The organism is Paraburkholderia sp. BGA-UO-ETr-F12 (assembly GCF_059567945.1).
Map to the genome: position 1 here is coordinate 14,956 of NZ_JCAQOZ010000059.1, position 19,395 is coordinate 34,350.

Below are 19,395 nucleotides of genomic sequence, written 5' to 3' on the forward strand. Positions count from 1 at the left end.
GGTCAGGACAACGGCGTCCCCCGAATTCAGTCATCGACTGGGTTCGCGGGACGCCGTTTTTATTTCCGGAGTCGCTTTCGCCAGAGGCTACGCGTCAGCGATCGAAGCACAGCAAGCTCAGCACACCAAGGAACCGCGGTCATGAAAATCATCGTTATCGGTCACGGGATGGTCGGCCACAAACTGGTCGAATGCCTGGCACAAGACGCGGCGCATGGCCTCGACATCACGGTGCTGTGCGAAGAATCCCGCCCCGCATACGACCGCGTGCATCTGTCCGAATTCTTCGCGGGCAAGACGGCGGACGATCTGTCGCTCGTCGAACCGGGTTTCTTCGAACGTCAGAACGTCTTGCTGAAACTGAATGCGAAAGCGGTGGCGATCGATCGGGATGCGCGCGTCGTGACGGTATCGACCGGCGAAACCCTGGCGTATGACAAGCTGGTGTTCGCCACCGGCTCCTATCCGTTCGTGCCGCCCGTGCAAGGCCGCGAACGGGCCGACTGCTTCGTCTACCGCACCATCGACGATCTCGAAGCCATGCAGGAATGCGGTGCGCGCTCGAAGACCGGCACGGTGGTCGGCGGTGGCCTGCTCGGTCTCGAATGCGCGAAAGCATTGCGCGACATGGGCCTGCAAACGCACGTGGTCGAATTCGCGCCGCGCCTGATGGCGGTGCAAGTGGACGATGGCGGCGGTCGCGTGCTGCGCGGCAAGATCGAAGAACTCGGTGTGACGGTGCACACGCAGAAGAACACCACCGCGATTGTCGACGGCGAGAACGGTACGCATCGGATGCAGTTCGCCGACGGCAGCTTCCTCGACACCGACATGATCGTGTTCTCCGCGGGCATTCGTCCGCGTGACGATCTCGCCCGCGCGAGCGGTCTCGCACTCGGCGAGCGCGGCGGCATCGTGATCGACAACGCGTGCCGCACCAGCGACCCGCACATCTACGCGATCGGCGAGTGTGCGCTGTGGAACGGCCAACTGTTCGGCCTCGTAGCGCCGGGTTATGACATGGCGCGCACGGTGGCGAAGCAACTGCTCGGCGACCCGGCGGAATTCGCCGGCGCCGACATGAGCACCAAATTGAAGCTGATGGGGGTGGACGTGGCCAGCATCGGCGACGCACACGGCAAAACGCCCGGCAGCCGCGCCTATCAGTTCAGCGACGAACGCAAGCAGGTCTACAAGAAGCTGGTGGTGTCCGAATGCGGCAAGTACCTGCTCGGCGGCGTGATGGTGGGCGAGGCGAGCGAATACGGCACGCTTCTGCAGATGATGCTGAACCGGATCGAGTTGCCGGCTTCGCCCGAATTCCTGATCCTGCCGTCGTCAGACGGTCAGGCGAAACCGGCGCTCGGGGTCGAGGCCTTGCCCGCCAGCGCACAGATCTGCTCGTGCAACAACGTCTCGAAGGGCGACCTGTGCGCGGCCGTTTGCGCAGGCGCGACCGATATCGGCGCGTTGAAGTGCGCGACCCAGGCCGGCACTTCATGCGGCGGCTGTGTGCCGCTCGTCACGCAGGTGATGAAAGCCGAGATGAAGAAGCAGGGCCTCGCGGTCAACAACCATCTGTGCGAGCACTTCCCGTATTCGCGCCAGGAGCTGTATCACATCGTGCGCGTGGAAGGCCTGCGTAGCTTCGGCGAATTGCTGGCGAAGCACGGCCACGGTCTCGGCTGCGATATCTGCAAGCCGGCCGTAGCGAGCATTCTCGCCTCGTGCTGGAACGAATTCGTGCTGAAGAAGGAGCATGCCTCCTTGCAGGACACCAACGATTACTACCTTGCCAACATCCAGCGCGACGGCACATATTCGGTCGTGCCGCGCATGGCCGGTGGCGAAGTGACGCCCGACGGTTTGATCGCGGTCGCCCAGGTCGCGAAGAAATACGGCCTGTACACGAAGATCACCGGTGGCCAGCGGGTCGATCTGTTCGGCGCGCGCGTAGAGCAACTGCCGTTGATCTGGGAAGAACTGATCGCAGCCGGTTTCGAATCGGGCCATGCATACGGCAAGTCGCTGCGCACGGTGAAGTCGTGTGTGGGTTCGACGTGGTGCCGCTACGGCGTCGGTGATTCGGTGGGCCTCGCGGTCGAACTCGAGAATCGCTACAAGGGCCTGCGGACACCGCACAAGATCAAATTCGGCGTGTCCGGCTGCACGCGCGAATGCGCGGAAGCGCAGGGCAAGGACGTCGGCATCATCGCCACCGAGAAGGGCTGGAATCTCTACGTCTGCGGCAACGGCGGCATGAAACCGCGGCATGCCGAATTGCTCGCCTCGGACCTCGATAAGGAAACGCTGGTGCGCTACATCGACCGTTTCCTGATGTTCTATGTGCGCACGGCCGACCGTCTGCAACGCACCAGCGTATGGCGCGACAACCTCGAAGGCGGGCTCGACTATCTGAAGGACGTGATCGTCAACGATCACCTGGGCGTGGCGGCGGAGCTCGAAGCGGACATGCAGCACGTGGTCGACACCTACGAATGCGAATGGAAAAAAGCCGTCACCGATCCTGAAACGCGCAAGCGCTTCCGTCATTTCGTCAACAGCGGCGAGCCGGACAGTAACGTCGCGTTCGTCGAGGAACGCGGCCAGATCCGGCCCGCGACGCTCGACGAGCGGCGCTCGAAGCTCGCTGCGATTCCTGTGGTTGCCGAAACCGTTTGATTTTTTGTGTCACTCATCGAGGACCCCCGCCATGAACCTTGACCGTCTTCCGCTTGCCTGGACACCGATTTGCCCGCTCGACGACATTGTTCCCAACACGGGTGTATGCGCGCTCGTCAATGGCGAACAGGTGGCGGTATTTCACGTGGACAACGGCGAAGCGGAGACCGTCGTGTACGCGATCGAAAACTACGATCCGGGCTCGCAAGCCGCCGTGCTGTCGCGCGGGTTGATCGGCAGTCTCGGCGAGCGCGTCGTGGTCGCTTCGCCAATCTACAAGCATCACTTCGATCTGCGCACCGGCGAGTGCCTCGAAACACCGGCGTATTCCGTCAACGCGTTCGCCGCGCGGGTGGAAAACGGGCAGGTGTGGGTCGCGATCTGAGTCATTGAATCCTTATCGACCTTCTCGAACGATGCCGCCTGCCATGTCCTCCCGTAACGTCAAAACGGTGTGCCCCTACTGCGGCGTCGGCTGCGGAATGGTGCTGCATGTCGAGGACGGCCAGGTCGTGAAAATCTCCGGCGACAGGGAGCATCCGGCCAACTTCGGACGGCTCTGCACGAAAGGGCAGTCGGCGCACGTCGCGTTGCGCAAGTCCGGGCGACTGGAAGGGGCGTTCGTGCGTCATGCCCGTGGCCAGGACCCGACACCGCTGCCGATGGCACAGGCGATCAGCGACACGGCAGCGCGTCTGCGTGGGCTGCTCGATGCACACGGACCGGACGCGCTGTCGTTCTATGTGTCCGGGCAAATGTCGATCGAAGCACAGTATCTCGTCAACAAGCTCGCCAAGGGTTTTGTCGGCACCGACAACATCGAATCGAACTCGCGTCTTTGCATGGCGAGCGCGGGCAGCGGCTACAAACTCTCGCTTGGTGCGGACGGGCCGCCGGGATCGTACGACGACATCGATCACGCCGACCTGTTCTTCGTGATCGGCGCGAACATGGCCGACTGTCACCCGATTCTGTTCCTGCGGATGATGGATCGCGTGAAGGCGGGCGCAAAACTGATTGTGGTCGATCCGCGCCGCAATACGACCGCGGACAAGGCCGATCTTTTTCTGCAAATCAAGCCGGGTACCGATCTGGCATTGCTCAATGGCCTGCTGCATCTGCTGCACGAAAACGGCCACACGGATGCCGCTTTTATCGCCGACGTCACGCAAGGCTGGGAGTCGATGCCGGCCTTTCTCGCGGACTACACAGCGGAGAAGGTAGCCGAGATAACCGGCCTTGCCGCCGAGGACATCCGCCAGGCCGCGCGGATGATCGGCGCGGCGCCGGAGTGGATGAGCTGCTGGACCATGGGCCTGAATCAGAGCACGCACGGCACGTGGCACACGAACGCGATCTGCAATCTGCATCTGGCGACCGGCAATATCTGCCGCCGCGGCAGTGGCCCGTTCTCGCTGACCGGCCAGCCCAACGCGATGGGCGGCCGTGAAATGGGCTATATGGGACCGGGTCTGCCGGGACAGCGATCGGTGCTGGTCGAAGAAGACCGCGTCTTTATCGAAGAACTGTGGGGCATTCCGAAGGGCACACTGAAAACGCAGGCCGGTAACGGCACGATCGACATGTTCACCCGCATGGCCGCGGGCGAGATCAAGGCGTGCTGGATTATCTGCACGAATCCGGTGGCAAGTGTCGCGAACCGTCAGAACGCTATTGCCGGATTGCGCGCGGCGGAGCTCGTGATTGCACAGGATGCGTTCCTCGACACCGAGACCAACCGCTACGCCGATGTGCTCTTGCCAGGCGCGCTGTGGGCCGAAGCCGAAGGCGTGATGATCAACTCCGAGCGCAATCTGACGCTGATGCAAAAAGGCATCGAGCCACCAGGCGCCGCGTTGCCGGACTGGCAGATCATCGCGCGCGTGGCATGTGAAATGGGTTTTGCCGATGCGTTCAGCTATGCCAGCGCGGATGAAGTTTTCGCGGAAATCACCCGCGTGTCGAATCCGAAAACCGGCTACGACCTGCGCGGCGCGAGCCATCGGCGGTTAAAGGATACGCCGCTGCAATGGCCGCTTGCTTCCAGCGACGCCGCCGAGCGCAATCCCATCCGCTATCTCAACGACGGCGTTAGCCACACACTGAAGGAAAGGCCCGACGGCAGCCGTCCACGGCTGGTGTTTCCGACCGCAAGCGGCAAGGCCGTGTTTTTTGCCCGTGCTTATGCAGCCCCGGCGGAATTGCCCGATGGCGAATTTCCGATCGTGTTGAATACGGGTCGCCTGCAGCATCAATGGCACACCATGACCAAGACCGGCAAGGTTGCGATGCTCAACAAGCTGAACCCGGGCCCATTCGTCGAGATTCATCCTGAAGATGCGGCCACGCTCGGCATCAAGGCCAAAGATCCGGTCGAGATCCGCTCGCGGCGTGGCCGTGCCGTGTTGCCGGCAGTCGTCACGGAGCGGGTGCAGGCAGGCAACTGTTTTGCGCCGATGCACTGGAACGACGTCTTCGGCGACGATTTCTGCATCAATGCCGTCACCAGTGATGCCGTCGATCCGATCTCGCAGCAACCCGAACTCAAGTTCTGCGCGGTAGCGTTGAGCCCGGTTGCGGCCGATGCCATCGAACCGGTTTCGAGTGGTGATGACGGGGCGCTCATTGCGCGCACCGAGCCGCTCACCGAGTCGCTCACTGAGCCGCCTGCCGCCGGAGTCGACGTGGCAAGTTCGAACGCACTATCAGCGGACACGGCGAACATGAAGGAACCGGACATGCCCCGCATCGATGCACTGACTAGCCTGTTGCAGCTTCCACCGACGCCGGCGCCGTCGTTCACGGAGCCCGAGCGGGCGTATCTGGCCGGTTTCGTTAGCGCTCTGCGTTCGGTTGAAGGACAAGGCATCGACAGCGTACCGGTTCTTCCGCCCGGCGCCCCGTTTGATCCCGCAAACCGCCTGTATGTGGACGGTTTGCTGGCCGGACTGTATAGCCGCAGTGGAACTCATGCGGCGGTGCGTGCCGGTACGCTTGCCGCACCGCATGACGACGCCACGCAGGCATCCGGTGTGCGTATCTTGCGTGTGCGACCCAAGGTGACTCTGTTGTGGGCCTCGCAAACCGGCAACACGGAATCGCTGACCGAGCGTTATGCCACGCGGTTGATGGAGTCGGGTTTCGAAATCCGCACCGCGTGCATGGCGGACTATCCGGTCTCCGCGCTGGCGAAAGCGCAGTATGTGTTGCTGATGTCGAGCACCTTCGGCGACGGCGATCCACCCGACAACGCACAAGGTCTGTGGTCGCAACTGACCAGTGACGCCGCGCCTCGTCTCGACGGATTACGCTACGCGGTACTCGCATTGGGCGATCGCAACTACGATCAGTTTTGCGGCCATGGGCGCCGTCTGGACGAACGCCTCGCCGCTCAAGGCGCGCTGCGTTTGATGGACCGGGTCGACTGCGACAGCGAGTATCAGGAACAGGCTGACGCATGGCTGGAAAGCATCATCGTGCGCATCAAGGAAGAAGATGCGGCGCTGCATGCGGTGCCGCCTGGCGGCATGATCAACGCGGTGGTGCCAGGCGCCGTGCCGACCAGGACGCGGCCGGCCGCATCGCGTCTCATCGGCAACCTGCGGTTGAACAGACACGGCGCCGCGAAGGACACGCGTTACTTCTCGTTGAACACGGGCGACGCGGGCCTCGAATACGAAGTGGGTGACGCGCTGGGCGTATGGCCGAGCAACTGCCCTGAACTGGTCGACGAGTTGATCGGCCTGAGCGGTTTGAGCGCGGACGCGACGGTCAACGTGTCAGGCGTGGGTGAAATGCATCTCGCCGACGCGCTCGCGAGGCACTACGAAATCGCGCGCCCCAGCCCCGCTGCGCTCGCATTCATTGCCGCCCGCAGCAGCAACAGTGCATTGCGCGATCTGCTCGGCACCGAGCGCAAGGCCGATCTCAAACAATGGCTGTGGGGCCAACAGCTCGCCGACGTCCTTCACGAGTTTCCCGTCAAGCTGACGGCAGCCGAATTGACCGGCATGCTCAAGCGCCTGCAACCGCGTTTGTATTCGATTGCATCGAGCCCGAAAGCGCATCCCGGCGAAGTTCATCTGACGGTTGCCGCCGTTCGCTATAGCAACGGGCGCCGCCAGCGCAAGGGCGTCTCGTCGACGTTCCTCGCCGACCGCGCGAGCGACGTCAGCGTGCCGGTATTCGTGCAGAAGTCCGCACACTTTCGGCTTCCGCATGTTCCCGGCACGCCGATCATCATGGTCGGTCCAGGCACCGGCATTGCACCGTTTCGCGGATTTCTGCACGAACGGCGTGCACGGGGTGACAAGGGCCGCAACTGGTTGTTCTTTGGCGAGCAACACGCAGCCACCGATTTCTACTATCGCGACGAACTTGAGGCGATGCGGGACAGCGGTGTTCTAACCCGGCTCGACCTCGCTTTCTCGCGCGATCAAACGGAAAAAATTTATGTGCAGGACCGCATGCGCGAGCAGGGTGCGCAATTGTGGGCATGGCTCGAAGACGGTGCGCATTTCTACGTCTGCGGTGACGCAAACCGGATGGCAAGAGACGTGGACGCGACGCTCAGGCATGTGGTCGCCCGGCACGGCGGCATGAGCGAAGAAAAAGCCGCTGAGTATGTGAGTCATCTGGCGCAGGAAAAGCGCTACGTGCGTGACGTTTATTGACTTTTAACGCGGTGGCGTGGCGCGCCGCATCACGATCCAGCCGAGTACGCAGTACAGCTTCACAAGCAGAGCCCGGATGGCATGGAGGTTGCATGTTCAGACCGGAATTCAACGTCATGATCATTCCGGTGCGCAGTGCACGAGCGCAATGGATCAGCGCAATGCGCCAGGTTTGAAAACAGTCAGTCTATTTGAGGATGCCTAATGAAAAACGTGATGAGCTCACTAAAGAGCGGAGACTGGCGCGCACTGGTGGCGTGTTTTCTCTATTTCGACACCGGCTTCACGGTCTGGGTGCTGTACGGACCGCTCGCGCCGTTCATCAGCAAGAGCATTGCCATGACGCCTGCGCAGCAAGGCTTGCTGGTCGCCGTACCGGTGCTGTCGGCGGCAATCCTGCGCGTGACGCTCGGTAACCTCTATCAATCGGCGCATGGCAAACGCATTGCGCTGATGGGCGTGTTGCTGTCGGCGGTGCCGACCATCGTGCTGCCGTTGTTGCCGTTCGTGCCGTCATACACCTTGCTGCTGGTGCTCGGCGTCTTCCTCGGCGTGGGTGGCGCGAGCTTCGCGGTGGCGCTGCCGATGGCCGGCAGCAACTATCCGCCGAAAGTGCAGGGTCTCGTGCTGGGACTCGCCGCTGCGGGCAACATCGGTGCGGTGCTCGACGGTTTCCTGTTTCCCCAACTGGCCGCGCACTACGGGTGGCAAATGGCCACTGCCGGCGCGCTGCCGTTGCTCGCCATCGCCGGTATCACGCTGTACTTCTGGGCCAATGATTCCGGCATCAAGTCGGGCAGCGTGCTGCGCGCGTTCGGCAGCTTCGCGATCACGCTCGCCGGTTTGATCGTGCTCGTGCTGCTGGTCGAAGCAGGCATGTTCGGCTCAGGCAAGACCGGCGTGCTGCTGTTGCCGGTGATCGGCGCGCTGCTGGCGATTGCGGTATTGCCCAAGCGCTATCGCACGGTGCTCGGCGAGCGCGACACGTGGGTGATCATGCTGGTGTACAGCATCACGTTCGGTGGTTTTGTCGGTATGTCGTCGTATGTTTCGCTGCTGCTGACGAATCTGTATCAGCTCTCCAAGATCGACGCAGGTCTGTTCATGGCGCTGCTGGCCGCGACCGGCGCGATCGTGCGGCCGCTCGGCGGATTGATTGCCGATAAGATTTCCGGCGTGCGTGCCTTGACCTTCCTGCTCGCGATCATTTCACTGTGCGACCTCGTCTTTGCCGCCGCGATGCCGTCGGTTGTGGGCGGGATTGCGCTGTTGCTGTGCCTGTATGTGGCCTTCGGTCTGGGCAATGGCGCGACCTTCCAGTTGGTGCCGCATCGTTGGGCGGGCCGCACCGGCCTGATGTCGGGCATTGTCGGCGCCGCGGGCGGCATTGGCGGCTTTTATCTGCCGGTTGTAATGGGCATCGCGAAGGAAAGCACCGGCAGCTATCAGATGGGCTTCGCGACTTTCGGCGCGCTGGCCGCTTGCGCGTTCCTCGCGATCGTCGCACTGCGCCGTCCGTGGATGGCGTGGTCGATGCATGGCAGTGTGATGCACGCGCACGCAACGGAGTAATGCGACTCGACCACGCCTGCCGCGCTGGCGCATCTCGAACGCGGTGCATTTGGCAAGGCGGTGGTGAAGGTCGGCGATCGATACGAGACGTTGAGTACGTTCGGTACGCCCGGTATGTCCGGTACGTGCGAAAAAATACGCAGGCAAATACTTGCATGTTGTGAGCGACGTGCCTAATATGCAGTCAGGAGGCTGCATATGAAAATCTCATCGGACAAGTCGGAAAGCGCATCTACAGATCGCATTGAAAAACAGATTCTGCTGAAGGCGCCGCGCTCGCGCGTGTGGCGCGCGGTGTCCAACGCCGACGAATTCGGCAAATGGTTTTTGCGTGAATTTCAACGGTAAGCAATTTGTGGCCGGTGAATCCATTCAAGGCAAGATCACTTATCAGGGTTATGAGCATCTCGTCATGGAGGTACTGGTGGAGCGCATCGAGCCGGAACACCATCTGTCGTTTCGTTGGCATCCGGCCGCGGTGGATGTGACGGTCGATTACTCGTCGGAGCCCACCACGCTGGTCGAATTCAAGCTGAGCGAGGTCGATTCGGGCACGTTGCTGCGCGTGATCGAATCGGGTTTCGACCAGATTCCCGCCTCGCGCCGCGCGGAAGCGTTCCGCATGAATACCGGCGGCTGGGAAGAACAGATGCTCAACATAGAGAAGTATGTCGCCAAAGGATAAGTTACCCGGCAAGCCGTCCGGCGCAAAACCGGCTGCCGGCCCTGCGCGTGTGAAGGCTGCCATGCTGCGAAGCTCCGCACAGATTTTCGCGGCGCTCGGCGACGAGACGCGCCTGCGTCTGATCGCCGTGTTGTGCGCGGGTAGTGCGATGTCGATTGCGCAGTTGACTGCCGGCACAGAAATGACGCGGCAGTCGGTCACGCAGCATTTGCAGGTGCTCGCCAATGCCGGCCTCGTGCGCGATGTCAAGATGGGCCGTGAACGCTTATGGGCATTTGAACCGGCGCACCTTGACGAAGCGCGGCGAGCGCTCGAGGCGATCTCGCAGCAATGGGATCAGGCGTTGTCGAGATTGAAGGCGGCGGTGGAGGAAGATTGACACCGGCAGCGCCGCGTCCAGCCGCCAACTCGCAACCTGTTGACGCTTAGAACTGGTGGCGCAGCGCGACTCGCACCGCGAGCTGATTGCCCGTCGACGACGGCGCCTGCACGCCAGGGATGAACGCATTGTCGAGAATCGATTGGGTCGAGCTGCCCGCGACCTTCTGGAATTCTCCCTGCACGTAAACGTCCGTGCGCGTCGACAGGTTGTAATCCGCCATTAAGCCGACCGAGTGAATCTTCGGCTTAACGCTGCCGGTCGACGCATCGTAGTTCTCCATCGTGTACACGTACTGCGCGCCGACAAAGAAGGCCGGCGTGAACTGATATTTGCCGTTCACTTCGAAATTCTGGTACTTCAGTGTATTCAATGTGACACCGGATGCCGCCAGCGGAATGCCGATATAGCCGTTGCCGGTCGGGTCCTTATAGTTCGAGTTGGTGTACGCAAAACCGGCGGTCGCCGAACCGAAGGTGTAATTGATGCCGGCGCCGAATACCCGCATGCGCCCGGCGATGAAGCTCGCGTCGTTCGCGGTGATCGCGCCGGTGGACCCCGCGCCCGGATTGTTCGACTGCAGGTAGGCGGCTGCAATCAACAGGCCGCCGTTTGAATACTTGCCGCCAAAGCTGTACGCGCGGTTGTTCGCGAAGTTCGTGTCGTTGCTGAAGCTATACACGCCGCCGAACTGGAAGCCCGCGATATCCGGGCTTGTGTACTTCACGCTATTGCCGAGCCGGAACGAGTTGTCGGTATTGTCGTTATCGTACGGGTGCGCAAACAGGTAGCCGGCCCAGTTGCCGTTGGCCGTGGTCGGCGCGAGATAGTCGACCACCGAGTCGTACTGGCGTCCGAGCGTGACTGTGCCGAACCGGCCGTCGCTCAAGCCAGCGTAAGCCTGGCGGCCGAACATGCGGCCGCCCTGGCCAAGCCGTCCCGAGCTTACGTCGAAGCCGTTTTCCAACTGGAACACGGCCTTCATGCCCCCGCCCAGATCTTCCGAACCCTTCAGGCCCCAGCGGCTGCCCTGCGCATAACCGCTTGCCATTTCCCATACGGCGCCGCGCCCGGCGTTATTGGTGTAGTCGATGCCTTCGTCGAGCACCCCATACAAGGTCACGCTGCTCTGCGCGAAGGCGGATGGGGCCGCCAGCGAGGCGAGCGTGGTGAAAGCGGCGGTAGCGAAGAGATTCTTTTTCATTGAGAGCTCCAGACGTTGGTAATGAGCGGCCGGATGGTCCGAGCGAGGTTCAGAACGCGGTTCTGACCACGATCCGGCCAGCTTCAGAGGCCGCTGCTTTTTGGCAAAGGCTGGATTCTGCTATTCGAGATGCGAAACGCGTATGAGGCACATCCCTGGATAAACGTGACTTTTTCGAATGTTTGTCCCGCGAATTATTCGCTTGTGGTGCGTCAAACAGCGGACAAAAATTCCGTTCATGCACCTTTGGCATGAAGGCAATAGCTGAAGGCAATGCACCACCGCACCAGCTTTGTCAGGAGACGACATGCGACTCGACCGGAATTTTGCTAACGGCTGCTTTATCGACGCGGCAAGCGACGAACGTATCGCCGTCACCAACCCCGCTACCGGAGCCGTGATTGCTCACGTCACGGGCGCCACCCGAGAGGAGGCGATCGCCGCGGTCGACGCTGCCGCCGCTGCGCAAAAGGGCTGGCGCAAGCTGCCTTCGGCCGAGCGCGCGGTCTATCTGCACAAGCTTGCGGATGCGCTTACTGAATGCGCGCCCGCCATCGGCGCGGCGCTCGCGCAGGAGTCGGGCAAGAGCGTGGCCGATGCCACCAATGAGGCGATCTACGCCGGCCAGATCACGCGCTACCACGCCGAGTGGGCGCGCCGCATCGAAGGCGAGGTGATTCCGAGCGACACGCCCGACGAAAACCTCGTGCTGCATCGCGAACCAATCGGCGTGGTCGCGTGCCTGATCCCGTTCAATTACCCGGTCTATACGTTCATGCGCAAGGTGGCGCCCGCGCTGATCGCCGGCAATACCGTGGTGGTGCGTCCGAGCAACAACACGCCTACCTCGGCGTTCGAGATCGCGAAAGCGGTGGAGAAGGCCGGGCTGCCGGCCGGCATCGTGAACATTCTCGCGATGAATCACGCAACCGCCGAGGCGCTTTGCACCCATCCCAAGGTCGGCATGATCACGCTGACGGGTAGCGTGGGCGCCGGCCGCAAGGTGCTCGACTACTGCAAGGCAAATATCGCCAAGCCCTCGCTCGAACTGGGCGGCAAGACGCCCGCCATCATCGAAGCAGATGCCGATCTCGAGAAGGCCGCACGCGATCTGGTTGCGTCCAAAACCACTCACTGCGGGCAGCTTTGCACGGCGATCGAACGCGTCTATGTGCAGGAAAGCGTTCATGACCGTTTCGTCGCGCTGCTGAAGAAAAACATGAGCGCGGTGGAAAGCGGCGATCGCAGCGAACAGCCTGCGCTGATGGGGCCGCTCGTCAACGAGGCGTCGCGCGAGTCGATTCACGGCATGGTGGAGCGTGCAATTGCAGCCGGTGCCACGCTCGAAACCGGCGGCAGGCTGCCGCAAGGCAAGGGCTTTTTCTATCCGGCCACGTTACTGTCGAATTGCCGGCAGGACATGGAAATCATCCAGGAAGAAACCTTCGGTCCGATCATGCCGGTCGTCAAATACCGCACGCTGGACGAAGCGCTGGAGATGGCCAACGACCACCAGTTCGGTTTGTCCTCGGTGCTTTATACCGAGAACTACCGCAGCGCGATGAAGATCGCCAACGGCATCGAGGCTGGCGAGTTGTATGTGAATCGCACGCCGGCCGATCCGTATCAAGGTTTCCATGCCGGGTGGAAACGCTCGGGTCTCGGCGGCGACGACGGCAAGCACGGCATGCTCGAATTCACGCAGACCCGTCTGGTGGTCATGAAGTACTGACGCAGATATTGAAGCAGATATCGACGCAAAAACGGCGCGTGCCGCGCGATTCGGAGTAGTCGGCACGCGTTGCCTTGAAACCCGCAAAAAACGCAGCAAACCGCTGCACCCATAAAAATATTTGGAGACCCGGCTTGGCGCTGTGTCTCTCAGGAGCGTTCACGTGTCATCTCAACCCGTTCAAACCACTGCCTCGCTCGCGTTAAGCGACGAAGCCGCATTAGAAAGCAATAAGGCGCAGCGCTATATCCAACTCATGCTGCTGGTACTGGCGGCCGGTGCGATTTATCCGATTCTGTATCTTCGGCAGGTTTATCAGCCGACCATGCTCGAAGTGTTTCACATCACCGATAGCCAGCTTGGCTATCTGTATTCGATGCTCGGCACCATCTTTCTGCTGAGCTACCTGCCGAGCGGCTGGCTTGCCGACCGCATCGCGCCGCGTCTGTTGATCTGTTTTTCGCTGATCGCAACCGGCGTGCTCGGCTTGTGGTATTCCACCGCGCCGTCGTTCAACGTGCTGATGCTGATTTTCGGCGGCTGGGGGCTGTCGACCGGTTTGACGTTCTGGGCCGCGGTTATCAAGCGCGTGACGATGATCGCCGGCACGCACGAGCAGGGCCGCTTCTTCGGCTTGCTCGACGGCGGCCGCGGTTTGATCGAAGCAATGCTTGCGACCATTGCGATCACGCTATTCGCCTGGTTCACACAGACCAAAGGCGAGCCGGTGACGGCCGGCTTCAGGCTGGTCGTCTATATGTACGCCTTTTTATGCATCGCGCTCGGCGTGGTGCTAGCGCTGGTGAAAGATCCGCAAGGCACAAAAGACGCCGCCGCCAACCGCGCCACGCGCAAACGCAGCAACGTGCTGCTCGATCTGAGAACGCTCGCATCGATTCCCGAGTTGTGGCTGGTCGCCGCCATCGTGTTCTGCGGTTATCAGGTGTTCTGGGCCACTTATAGCTTCTCCGCGTATCTGCATGAAGGCGAGATCGGTTTGACCGTGGTGATGGCCGGCACGATCACGACGCTCAAGCTGTGGATGCGGCCGATCGGCGGGATTGGCGGCGGCTTTCTCGGCGACCGTTATTCGAAAGTCTCGGTGCTGGTGATCGCACTGTTCCTGGCTGCGCTGTCGCTGCTGGGCCTGATGGCGGCGCCGCGTATCTCGAGCCATGTGCTGCTGGTGTTCCTCGTTTTGTTCATCGGCATTCTGACTTACGCGATTCGCGGGCTGTACTGGTCGCTGCTGGATCGCTGCAATATCCCGGTCGAAACGATGGGCCTCGCCATTGGCCTGATCTCCGTCCTCGGCTATTCGCCCGATGTGTTCCTGCCGCTGATCAACGGCTATCTGACACAGAACTTCCCAGGTGTCTTCGGTTACCAGCTTTACTTCGGCTATGTGGCCGGAATGGCGGCGCTCGGCGGCTTTGCCGGCCTGGCGCTGAGAAACATGCTTAGCAAAAAAGGGGTTGCGTAAATGAAAGTCGTCTCGCTCGAAACGCATATCGTCGCCGTACCGCCGCCGCACGTGGGCGGCATGTACTGGATCTTCGTCAAGCTCAAGACCGATTGCGGTATTGAAGGCGTCGGCGAGATCTATTCCGCGACGTTTCATCCGAAGGCGATGACCCACATCATCGACGATGTATTCGGCCGCTACCTGCTCGATCAGGATCCGCACCATATCGAACGGCTCTGGCGTGAAGCGTATTCGAGCGGTTTCACGCAGCGCCCCGATCTGACGATGATGGGCGTGGTGAGCGGATTGGAAATGGCGTGCTGGGACATTATCGGCAAGGCGGCCAACAAGCCTGTGTACGAACTGCTCGGTGGCATGGTGAACCAGCGCCTGCGCTCATACACGTACCTGTATCCGAAGAACAGCAAAGGCGAATACGACTACGACGATCCCGATCTCGCCGCCGAATGCGCCGTTGAAAATGTGAAGCGTGGTTTTACCGCGGTGAAGTTCGATCCGGCGGGGCCGTATACGGCGTACTCCGGTCATCAACTTTCGCTGGAAGTGCTGGACCGTTGCGAACTGTTCTGCCGCCGTGTGCGCGACGCGGTCGGCAGCAAGGCCGATCTGCTGTTCGGCACGCATGGGCAGATGGTGCCGTCGTCAGCCATCCGGCTGGCCAAACGCCTCGAGAAATACGATCCGTTATGGTTCGAAGAACCCGTGCCTCCGGGGCAGGAGGGTGCCATGGCGCAAGTCGCGCAGCACACGAGCATTCCGATTGCCGCGGGCGAGCGCCTGACCACCAAGTACGAATTCTTCAAGCTGCTCGAGGCAGGCGCGGCGTCGATTCTGCAACTGAATGTGGCGCGTGTGGGCGGCCTGCTCGAAGCGAAGAAAGTCGCGGCGATTGCCGAGGTGTATTACGCGCAGATCGCACCGCATCTGTACAACGGGCCGATTGGCGCCGCCGCCAGCATTCAGCTCGCAGCCTGCACGCCGAACTTCCTGATTCAGGAAAGCATCGGTACATGGGACGGTTTCCACGCTGCGGTGTTGAAGAAACCGATCCAATGGGAAGACGGCTACATCATTCCTTCACAGGAACCGGGCCTCGGGGTGGAATTGAACATGGACGTGGTTCGGCAACACACGCCGTATACCGGCGAGCGCCTGCATCTGCAAATGGCGGCTCGTCCCGCCGACGTGAAAGACCTCGCGCCAGCCAAGGGTTGAGCCTGTCGGATTTATCTGTCTTACGCATTCAATGGATTGGGCGCCGTCTGGCGACATAGAGCATGAACTACGATTACATCATCGTCGGCGCGGGTTCGGCGGGCTGCATTCTCGCCAATCGCCTGTCGGCGTCGGGGCAATATTCGGTCCTGCTGCTCGAGGCGGGCGGCAAGGACAGCTCGTTCTGGTTCAGGATCCCGGTGGGTTTCACCAAGACGTACTACAACGAAACCTATAACTGGATGTACTACAGCGAGCCCGAAAAGGAACTCGACAACCGGCTGATCTATTGTCCGCGTGGCAAAGTGCAGGGCGGCTCCGGTTCGATCAACGCGATGATCTACGTGCGCGGCCAGCCGCACGATTTCGACGACTGGGCCGCGGCGGGCAACCCGGGCTGGTCGTTTCACGACGTGCTGCCGTATTTCCGCAAGCTCGAATCGCATCCGCTCGGCAACACCGAGTATCACGGCGCGGACGGCCCGATCCGTATCACGCCGATGAAAGATGCCGTTCATCCGATCTGTCATGTATTCCTGAAAGGCTGCGACCAGGCCGGCTACAAACGCAGCGACGACTTCAATGGCGCGCGATTCGAAGGCGCGGGCATCTACGACGTGAGTACGCGCAACGGTCAGCGTTCGTCGAGCAGCTTCGAGTACCTGCATCCGGTGCTGACGCGCAAGAACCTGACGGTCGAACGCGACGCGTTGGCGAATCGCGTGCTATTCGACGGCAACCAGCGGGCAATCGGCGTGAGCGTGACGCAGAACGGCGCCACGCGGCAATTCATGGCGAACCGTGAGGTGATTCTGGCGGCGGGCGCGGTGGATTCGCCCAAGTTACTGCAACTCTCAGGCGTAGGCGACAGTGCATTGCTCGCGAAGCATCGCATTGCGATGGTCAAGGAGTTGCCCGCCGTCGGGCAGAATCTGCAGGACCACTTGTGCGTGAGCTTCTACTATCGCGCGAACGTGAAAACGCTCAACGACGAGATGCGTCCTCTGCTTGGCAAGCTCAAACTTGGCCTGCAATATCTGCTGACGCGCAAGGGACCGCTCGCGATGAGCGTGAATCAGTCGGGCGGCTTCTTCAAGGGCAACGACCAGGAAGCGCAGCCCAACCTGCAGTTGTACTTCAATCCGCTGTCGTACCGCATTCCGAAGAGCAGCAAAGCAAGTCTTGACCCCGAACCGTATTCGGGCTTCCTGCTGGCATTCAATCCTTGCCGGCCCACGAGTCGCGGATCGATCGAGATCGCGTCGAACCGTGCCGAAGACGCCGCGAAAATCCGCATCAATGCGCTGACCACGGAGAAAGACATTGACGAAGTGATTCAGGGCTGCGAACTGGTGCGCAAGGTGATGGCATCGCCGGCGTTGCAAGAGATCACGGTCGAAGAAATTTCGCCGGGACCGCAAGTGAATACGCGTGAGGGTTTCCTGCAGTATTTCCGCGAGCAGTCCGGCTCGATCTATCACCTGTGCGGATCGTGTGCGATGGGTGACGATCCGCATACGTCGGTGGTCGACGCGCGTTTGCGGGTGCACGGCGTTGACGGCTTGCGGGTGGTCGATGCGTCGATCTTCCCGAACATCACGTCGGGGAACATCAATGCGCCGACCATGATGGTGGCGGAGAAGGGCGCCGAGATGATTCTCATGGACGCCGCCGTCGAAGCAGCCTTTGAACCCAAGGCCGTGGAGTTGGCAGCGGCCGCCTGACGGGTTGGAAGTCACCGCTGGCGGTGTCAGGAAAACGCGCCGAATGCATTGCATCGGCGCGTTTTTTTATCACGCAAGGGTCACACCGGCGTGGCGCAAACGGACTGGAGTCGCCTGAGCTCGCATACTCAGACGAGTTGCCCCGCATCAACTTGCTGCGCCTGACTGTGCCGATTCCGACGAATCGAGCGCACGTTCGGTGAGCCAGATTTCCTGCTGCAACCAGTCGCGAAACAGCGCGACGTGTGGCAGTTCGTCCTGTTCTGCACGCGTAACGAGCCAATAGGATTGATGTCCGTCGACATGTACGTTCAGCACCTGCACGAGTTGGCCTTCCGCGAGTTCACGGCCGATCATGTGACGATCGGCGATGGTCACGCCGAGCCCGTCGATGGCGGCCCGGATTGCGTGATCGAGCAGATCGAATTCGTAGCCGCCGCGGGTGTCGACGTTTTCGATGCCGGCGGCTTTCAGCCAGTGCTGCCAGGTCAGATAGCGCTGATCGGCGCTCGCGAGCACGTGCAGCAACGTGAACTGGTTCAGATCGATGGCCGCGCGGCCGGCCTGCCGTGCCAGCAATGCGGGCGCGCAGACGGCGATGTGCCGTTCGTTCATCAACAGGCGGTTGTCGACGCCTTCCCATTCACCGTTGCCGAAGCGGATGGCACAGTCGAGCACGCCCGATTCGGCGAGATTGTCGTCGAGACGGGTCGACAGACTGAGTTCGAGATGCGGATGCGCGTCACGCAGACGCCCGAGACGCGGCATTAGCCAGCGGCTCGTGAAGGTGGGTGGCGCGTTGATGCGCAGGCGGTTGCGGTGGGTTTTTTCCTGCAGGCTGCGGACGGTAAGTTCGATCCGGTCGAATGATTGCTGCAGTGCTTGCAGGAGGATGCGGCCGGCGGCCGAGAGTTCCAGGTGGTGATGGTGACGCTGGAGCAGGGTCTCGCCAAGTTGGGCTTCGAGTTGCCGGACTTGCCGGCTGACTGCGCTTTGTGTGACGTTTAGTAGTTCCGCTGCGCGGGTGAAGCTGCCCGTGCGGCCGGCGACTTCGAAGGCTTTTAGCGCGTTTAGCGCGGGCATTTTGCGTTTCAAGATCGGGGCCGGTGGGGGGTGGGGGTGGGCGCTGGCGCGCGGATGGGTGATATTTTACTGTGCTACACACGGGGTATCTGGCTGGTTTACGGGGTTCGTTGGTTGTCTGGGTCTTTGGCTTTTTTCTTGCTGGGTTTGTGGTTTGTTCTGGTGTTAGTCTTTTGGCCTTTCCTTGATTTGTTAGTGGTCTATTAGCGTTGCCCCTGTGCGGGGCGGCACCTACTTTTCTTTGCCGGCCGCAAAGAAAAGTAGGCAAAAGAAAGCGGCTCACACCGCAAGCTCATAAGCGGGTCCCCCGCACAGCCACGGCAGTGGTGCATCTGGAATCTGTCGCCCCGCACACTCCGCGCCGTTGACACAGGGCTCATCAGCTCCCACTCCGCACTGCGTGCGTCGCGGACGGGTCTGCCAGGGAAACCAGCGGGTTTGCTCCGCGCAGCGGGAGCCGTCGGCTTCGCCTCGGCGAGACGTCCCCGCTCTGATTGGCCAACCTCCAATTCAAAGGAAATGTCTGTGCATTGCATTGGCGACCGCGACCACCGCCACGGTTGTGCTTGTGCGTGGAGCAGCGATGCAACGGCGAGTCGGGGAACGGGGACAACCGGGAGAATGAGACGCAACTCGGTGGCAGCGATGCAACGACGAGTCGGGGAAGGGACAAAACCGCGGAAGCGAAAATCCAGCGACCGGTTTTATGAACTAGGTATCGGCGCGCGCAGCGCCGCCGGAGGTATGACTGCCTTGTCACTGAAGCGGAGTGTGCGGGGCCACAGATTCCAGATGCACCACTACCGTGGCTGCGCGGGGAACCCGCTTATGAGCTTGCGGTGGGGCCTGTCAGTAATTTCGTGTTTGAGGCATAACATGTCGCCAAGGAGTGACTATGCCTCGCAAACCGAAAGCCAAGCCGGTAGACCTGCCGGCAATTCCCGCCGAGCTGCTTGAACA

At 61.3% G+C, this 19,395-nt stretch carries 11 protein-coding genes and 1 pseudogene; 10 read left to right on the plus strand and 2 right to left on the minus strand.

Annotated elements, in window-relative coordinates; genetic code table 11:
- The first annotated feature begins 141 nt into the window (after positions 1-141).
- The 6 genes and pseudogenes from nirB to AC57B6_RS28610 all read left to right on the plus strand — a co-directional run bounded on the left by nirB (position 142) and on the right by AC57B6_RS28610 (position 9,991).
- Positions 142-2,682, plus strand: coding sequence for a nitrite reductase large subunit NirB (gene nirB, locus AC57B6_RS28585; protein ID WP_491565550.1), 2,541 nt, complete (start codon positions 142-144; stop codon positions 2,680-2,682).
- 31 nt (positions 2,683-2,713) lie between these two features.
- Positions 2,714-3,067, plus strand: a complete 354-nt coding sequence (gene nirD / locus AC57B6_RS28590) for a nitrite reductase small subunit NirD (RefSeq protein WP_028196514.1) — start codon at positions 2,714-2,716, stop codon at positions 3,065-3,067.
- Between the two features lie 43 nt (positions 3,068-3,110).
- On the plus strand, positions 3,111-7,355 hold the full coding sequence (locus AC57B6_RS28595; protein ID WP_496422577.1) for a sulfite reductase subunit alpha: 4,245 nt from the start codon (positions 3,111-3,113) through the stop codon (positions 7,353-7,355).
- A gap of 204 nt (positions 7,356-7,559) precedes the next feature.
- On the plus strand, positions 7,560-8,927 hold the full coding sequence (locus tag AC57B6_RS28600; RefSeq protein WP_028196512.1) for an MFS transporter: 1,368 nt from the start codon (positions 7,560-7,562) through the stop codon (positions 8,925-8,927).
- A gap of 198 nt (positions 8,928-9,125) precedes the next feature.
- Positions 9,126-9,612 (plus strand): annotated as a pseudogene (locus AC57B6_RS28605) (SRPBCC family protein).
- Complete coding sequence (locus AC57B6_RS28610) at positions 9,596-9,991, plus strand: ArsR/SmtB family transcription factor (protein WP_081833054.1); 396 nt, start codon at positions 9,596-9,598, stop codon at positions 9,989-9,991. The pseudogene AC57B6_RS28605 and the gene AC57B6_RS28610 overlap by 17 nt, the downstream one beginning before the upstream one ends.
- Positions 9,992-10,037: 46 nt before the next feature.
- Here AC57B6_RS28610 and AC57B6_RS28615 read toward each other — a convergent pair whose 3' ends face one another.
- Positions 10,038-11,195, minus strand: a complete 1,158-nt coding sequence (locus AC57B6_RS28615) for a porin (RefSeq protein ID WP_496422578.1) — start codon at positions 11,193-11,195, stop codon at positions 10,038-10,040.
- A gap of 307 nt (positions 11,196-11,502) precedes the next feature.
- Here AC57B6_RS28615 and aldA point away from each other — a divergent pair, with 307 nt between their 5' ends.
- The 4 genes from aldA to AC57B6_RS28635 all read left to right on the plus strand — a co-directional run bounded on the left by aldA (position 11,503) and on the right by AC57B6_RS28635 (position 17,352).
- Positions 11,503-12,927, plus strand: a complete 1,425-nt coding sequence (aldA, locus tag AC57B6_RS28620; RefSeq protein ID WP_496422579.1) for an aldehyde dehydrogenase — start codon at positions 11,503-11,505, stop codon at positions 12,925-12,927.
- A gap of 163 nt (positions 12,928-13,090) precedes the next feature.
- Positions 13,091-14,410: an MFS transporter gene (locus AC57B6_RS28625; protein WP_496422580.1), complete on the plus strand. Its 1,320-nt coding sequence runs from the start codon at positions 13,091-13,093 to the stop codon at positions 14,408-14,410.
- Entirely contained in the window at positions 14,411-15,628 is a 1,218-nt protein-coding gene (locus AC57B6_RS28630; protein ID WP_496422581.1) for a mandelate racemase/muconate lactonizing enzyme family protein, read from the plus strand.
- A 62-nt stretch (positions 15,629-15,690) separates the two neighbouring features.
- The gene (locus AC57B6_RS28635) at positions 15,691-17,352 is read left to right on the plus strand and encodes a GMC family oxidoreductase (protein WP_496422582.1); all 1,662 of its coding nucleotides are present in this window, start codon (positions 15,691-15,693) and stop codon (positions 17,350-17,352) included.
- Positions 17,353-17,499: 147 nt separating this feature from the next.
- Here AC57B6_RS28635 and AC57B6_RS28640 read toward each other — a convergent pair whose 3' ends face one another.
- Complete coding sequence (locus AC57B6_RS28640; protein WP_028196504.1) at positions 17,500-18,435, minus strand: LysR substrate-binding domain-containing protein; 936 nt, start codon at positions 18,433-18,435, stop codon at positions 17,500-17,502.
- Between the last annotated feature and the right edge of the window lie 960 nt (positions 18,436-19,395).

Coding starts and splice junctions, on each gene's coding strand:
- nirB (WP_491565550.1), top strand. CDS start 142: ATGAAAATCATCGTTATCGGTCACGGGATGGTCGGCCACAAACTGGTC.
- nirD (WP_028196514.1), top strand. CDS start 2,714: ATGAACCTTGACCGTCTTCCGCTTGCCTGGACACCGATTTGCCCGCTC.
- AC57B6_RS28595 (WP_496422577.1), top strand. CDS start 3,111: ATGTCCTCCCGTAACGTCAAAACGGTGTGCCCCTACTGCGGCGTCGGC.
- AC57B6_RS28600 (WP_028196512.1), top strand. CDS start 7,560: ATGAAAAACGTGATGAGCTCACTAAAGAGCGGAGACTGGCGCGCACTG.
- AC57B6_RS28610 (WP_081833054.1), top strand. CDS start 9,596: ATGTCGCCAAAGGATAAGTTACCCGGCAAGCCGTCCGGCGCAAAACCG.
- AC57B6_RS28615 (WP_496422578.1), bottom strand. CDS start 11,195: ATGAAAAAGAATCTCTTCGCTACCGCCGCTTTCACCACGCTCGCCTCG.
- aldA (WP_496422579.1), top strand. CDS start 11,503: ATGCGACTCGACCGGAATTTTGCTAACGGCTGCTTTATCGACGCGGCA.
- AC57B6_RS28630 (WP_496422581.1), top strand. CDS start 14,411: ATGAAAGTCGTCTCGCTCGAAACGCATATCGTCGCCGTACCGCCGCCG.
- AC57B6_RS28635 (WP_496422582.1), top strand. CDS start 15,691: ATGAACTACGATTACATCATCGTCGGCGCGGGTTCGGCGGGCTGCATT.
- AC57B6_RS28640 (WP_028196504.1), bottom strand. CDS start 18,435: ATGCCCGCGCTAAACGCGCTAAAAGCCTTCGAAGTCGCCGGCCGCACG.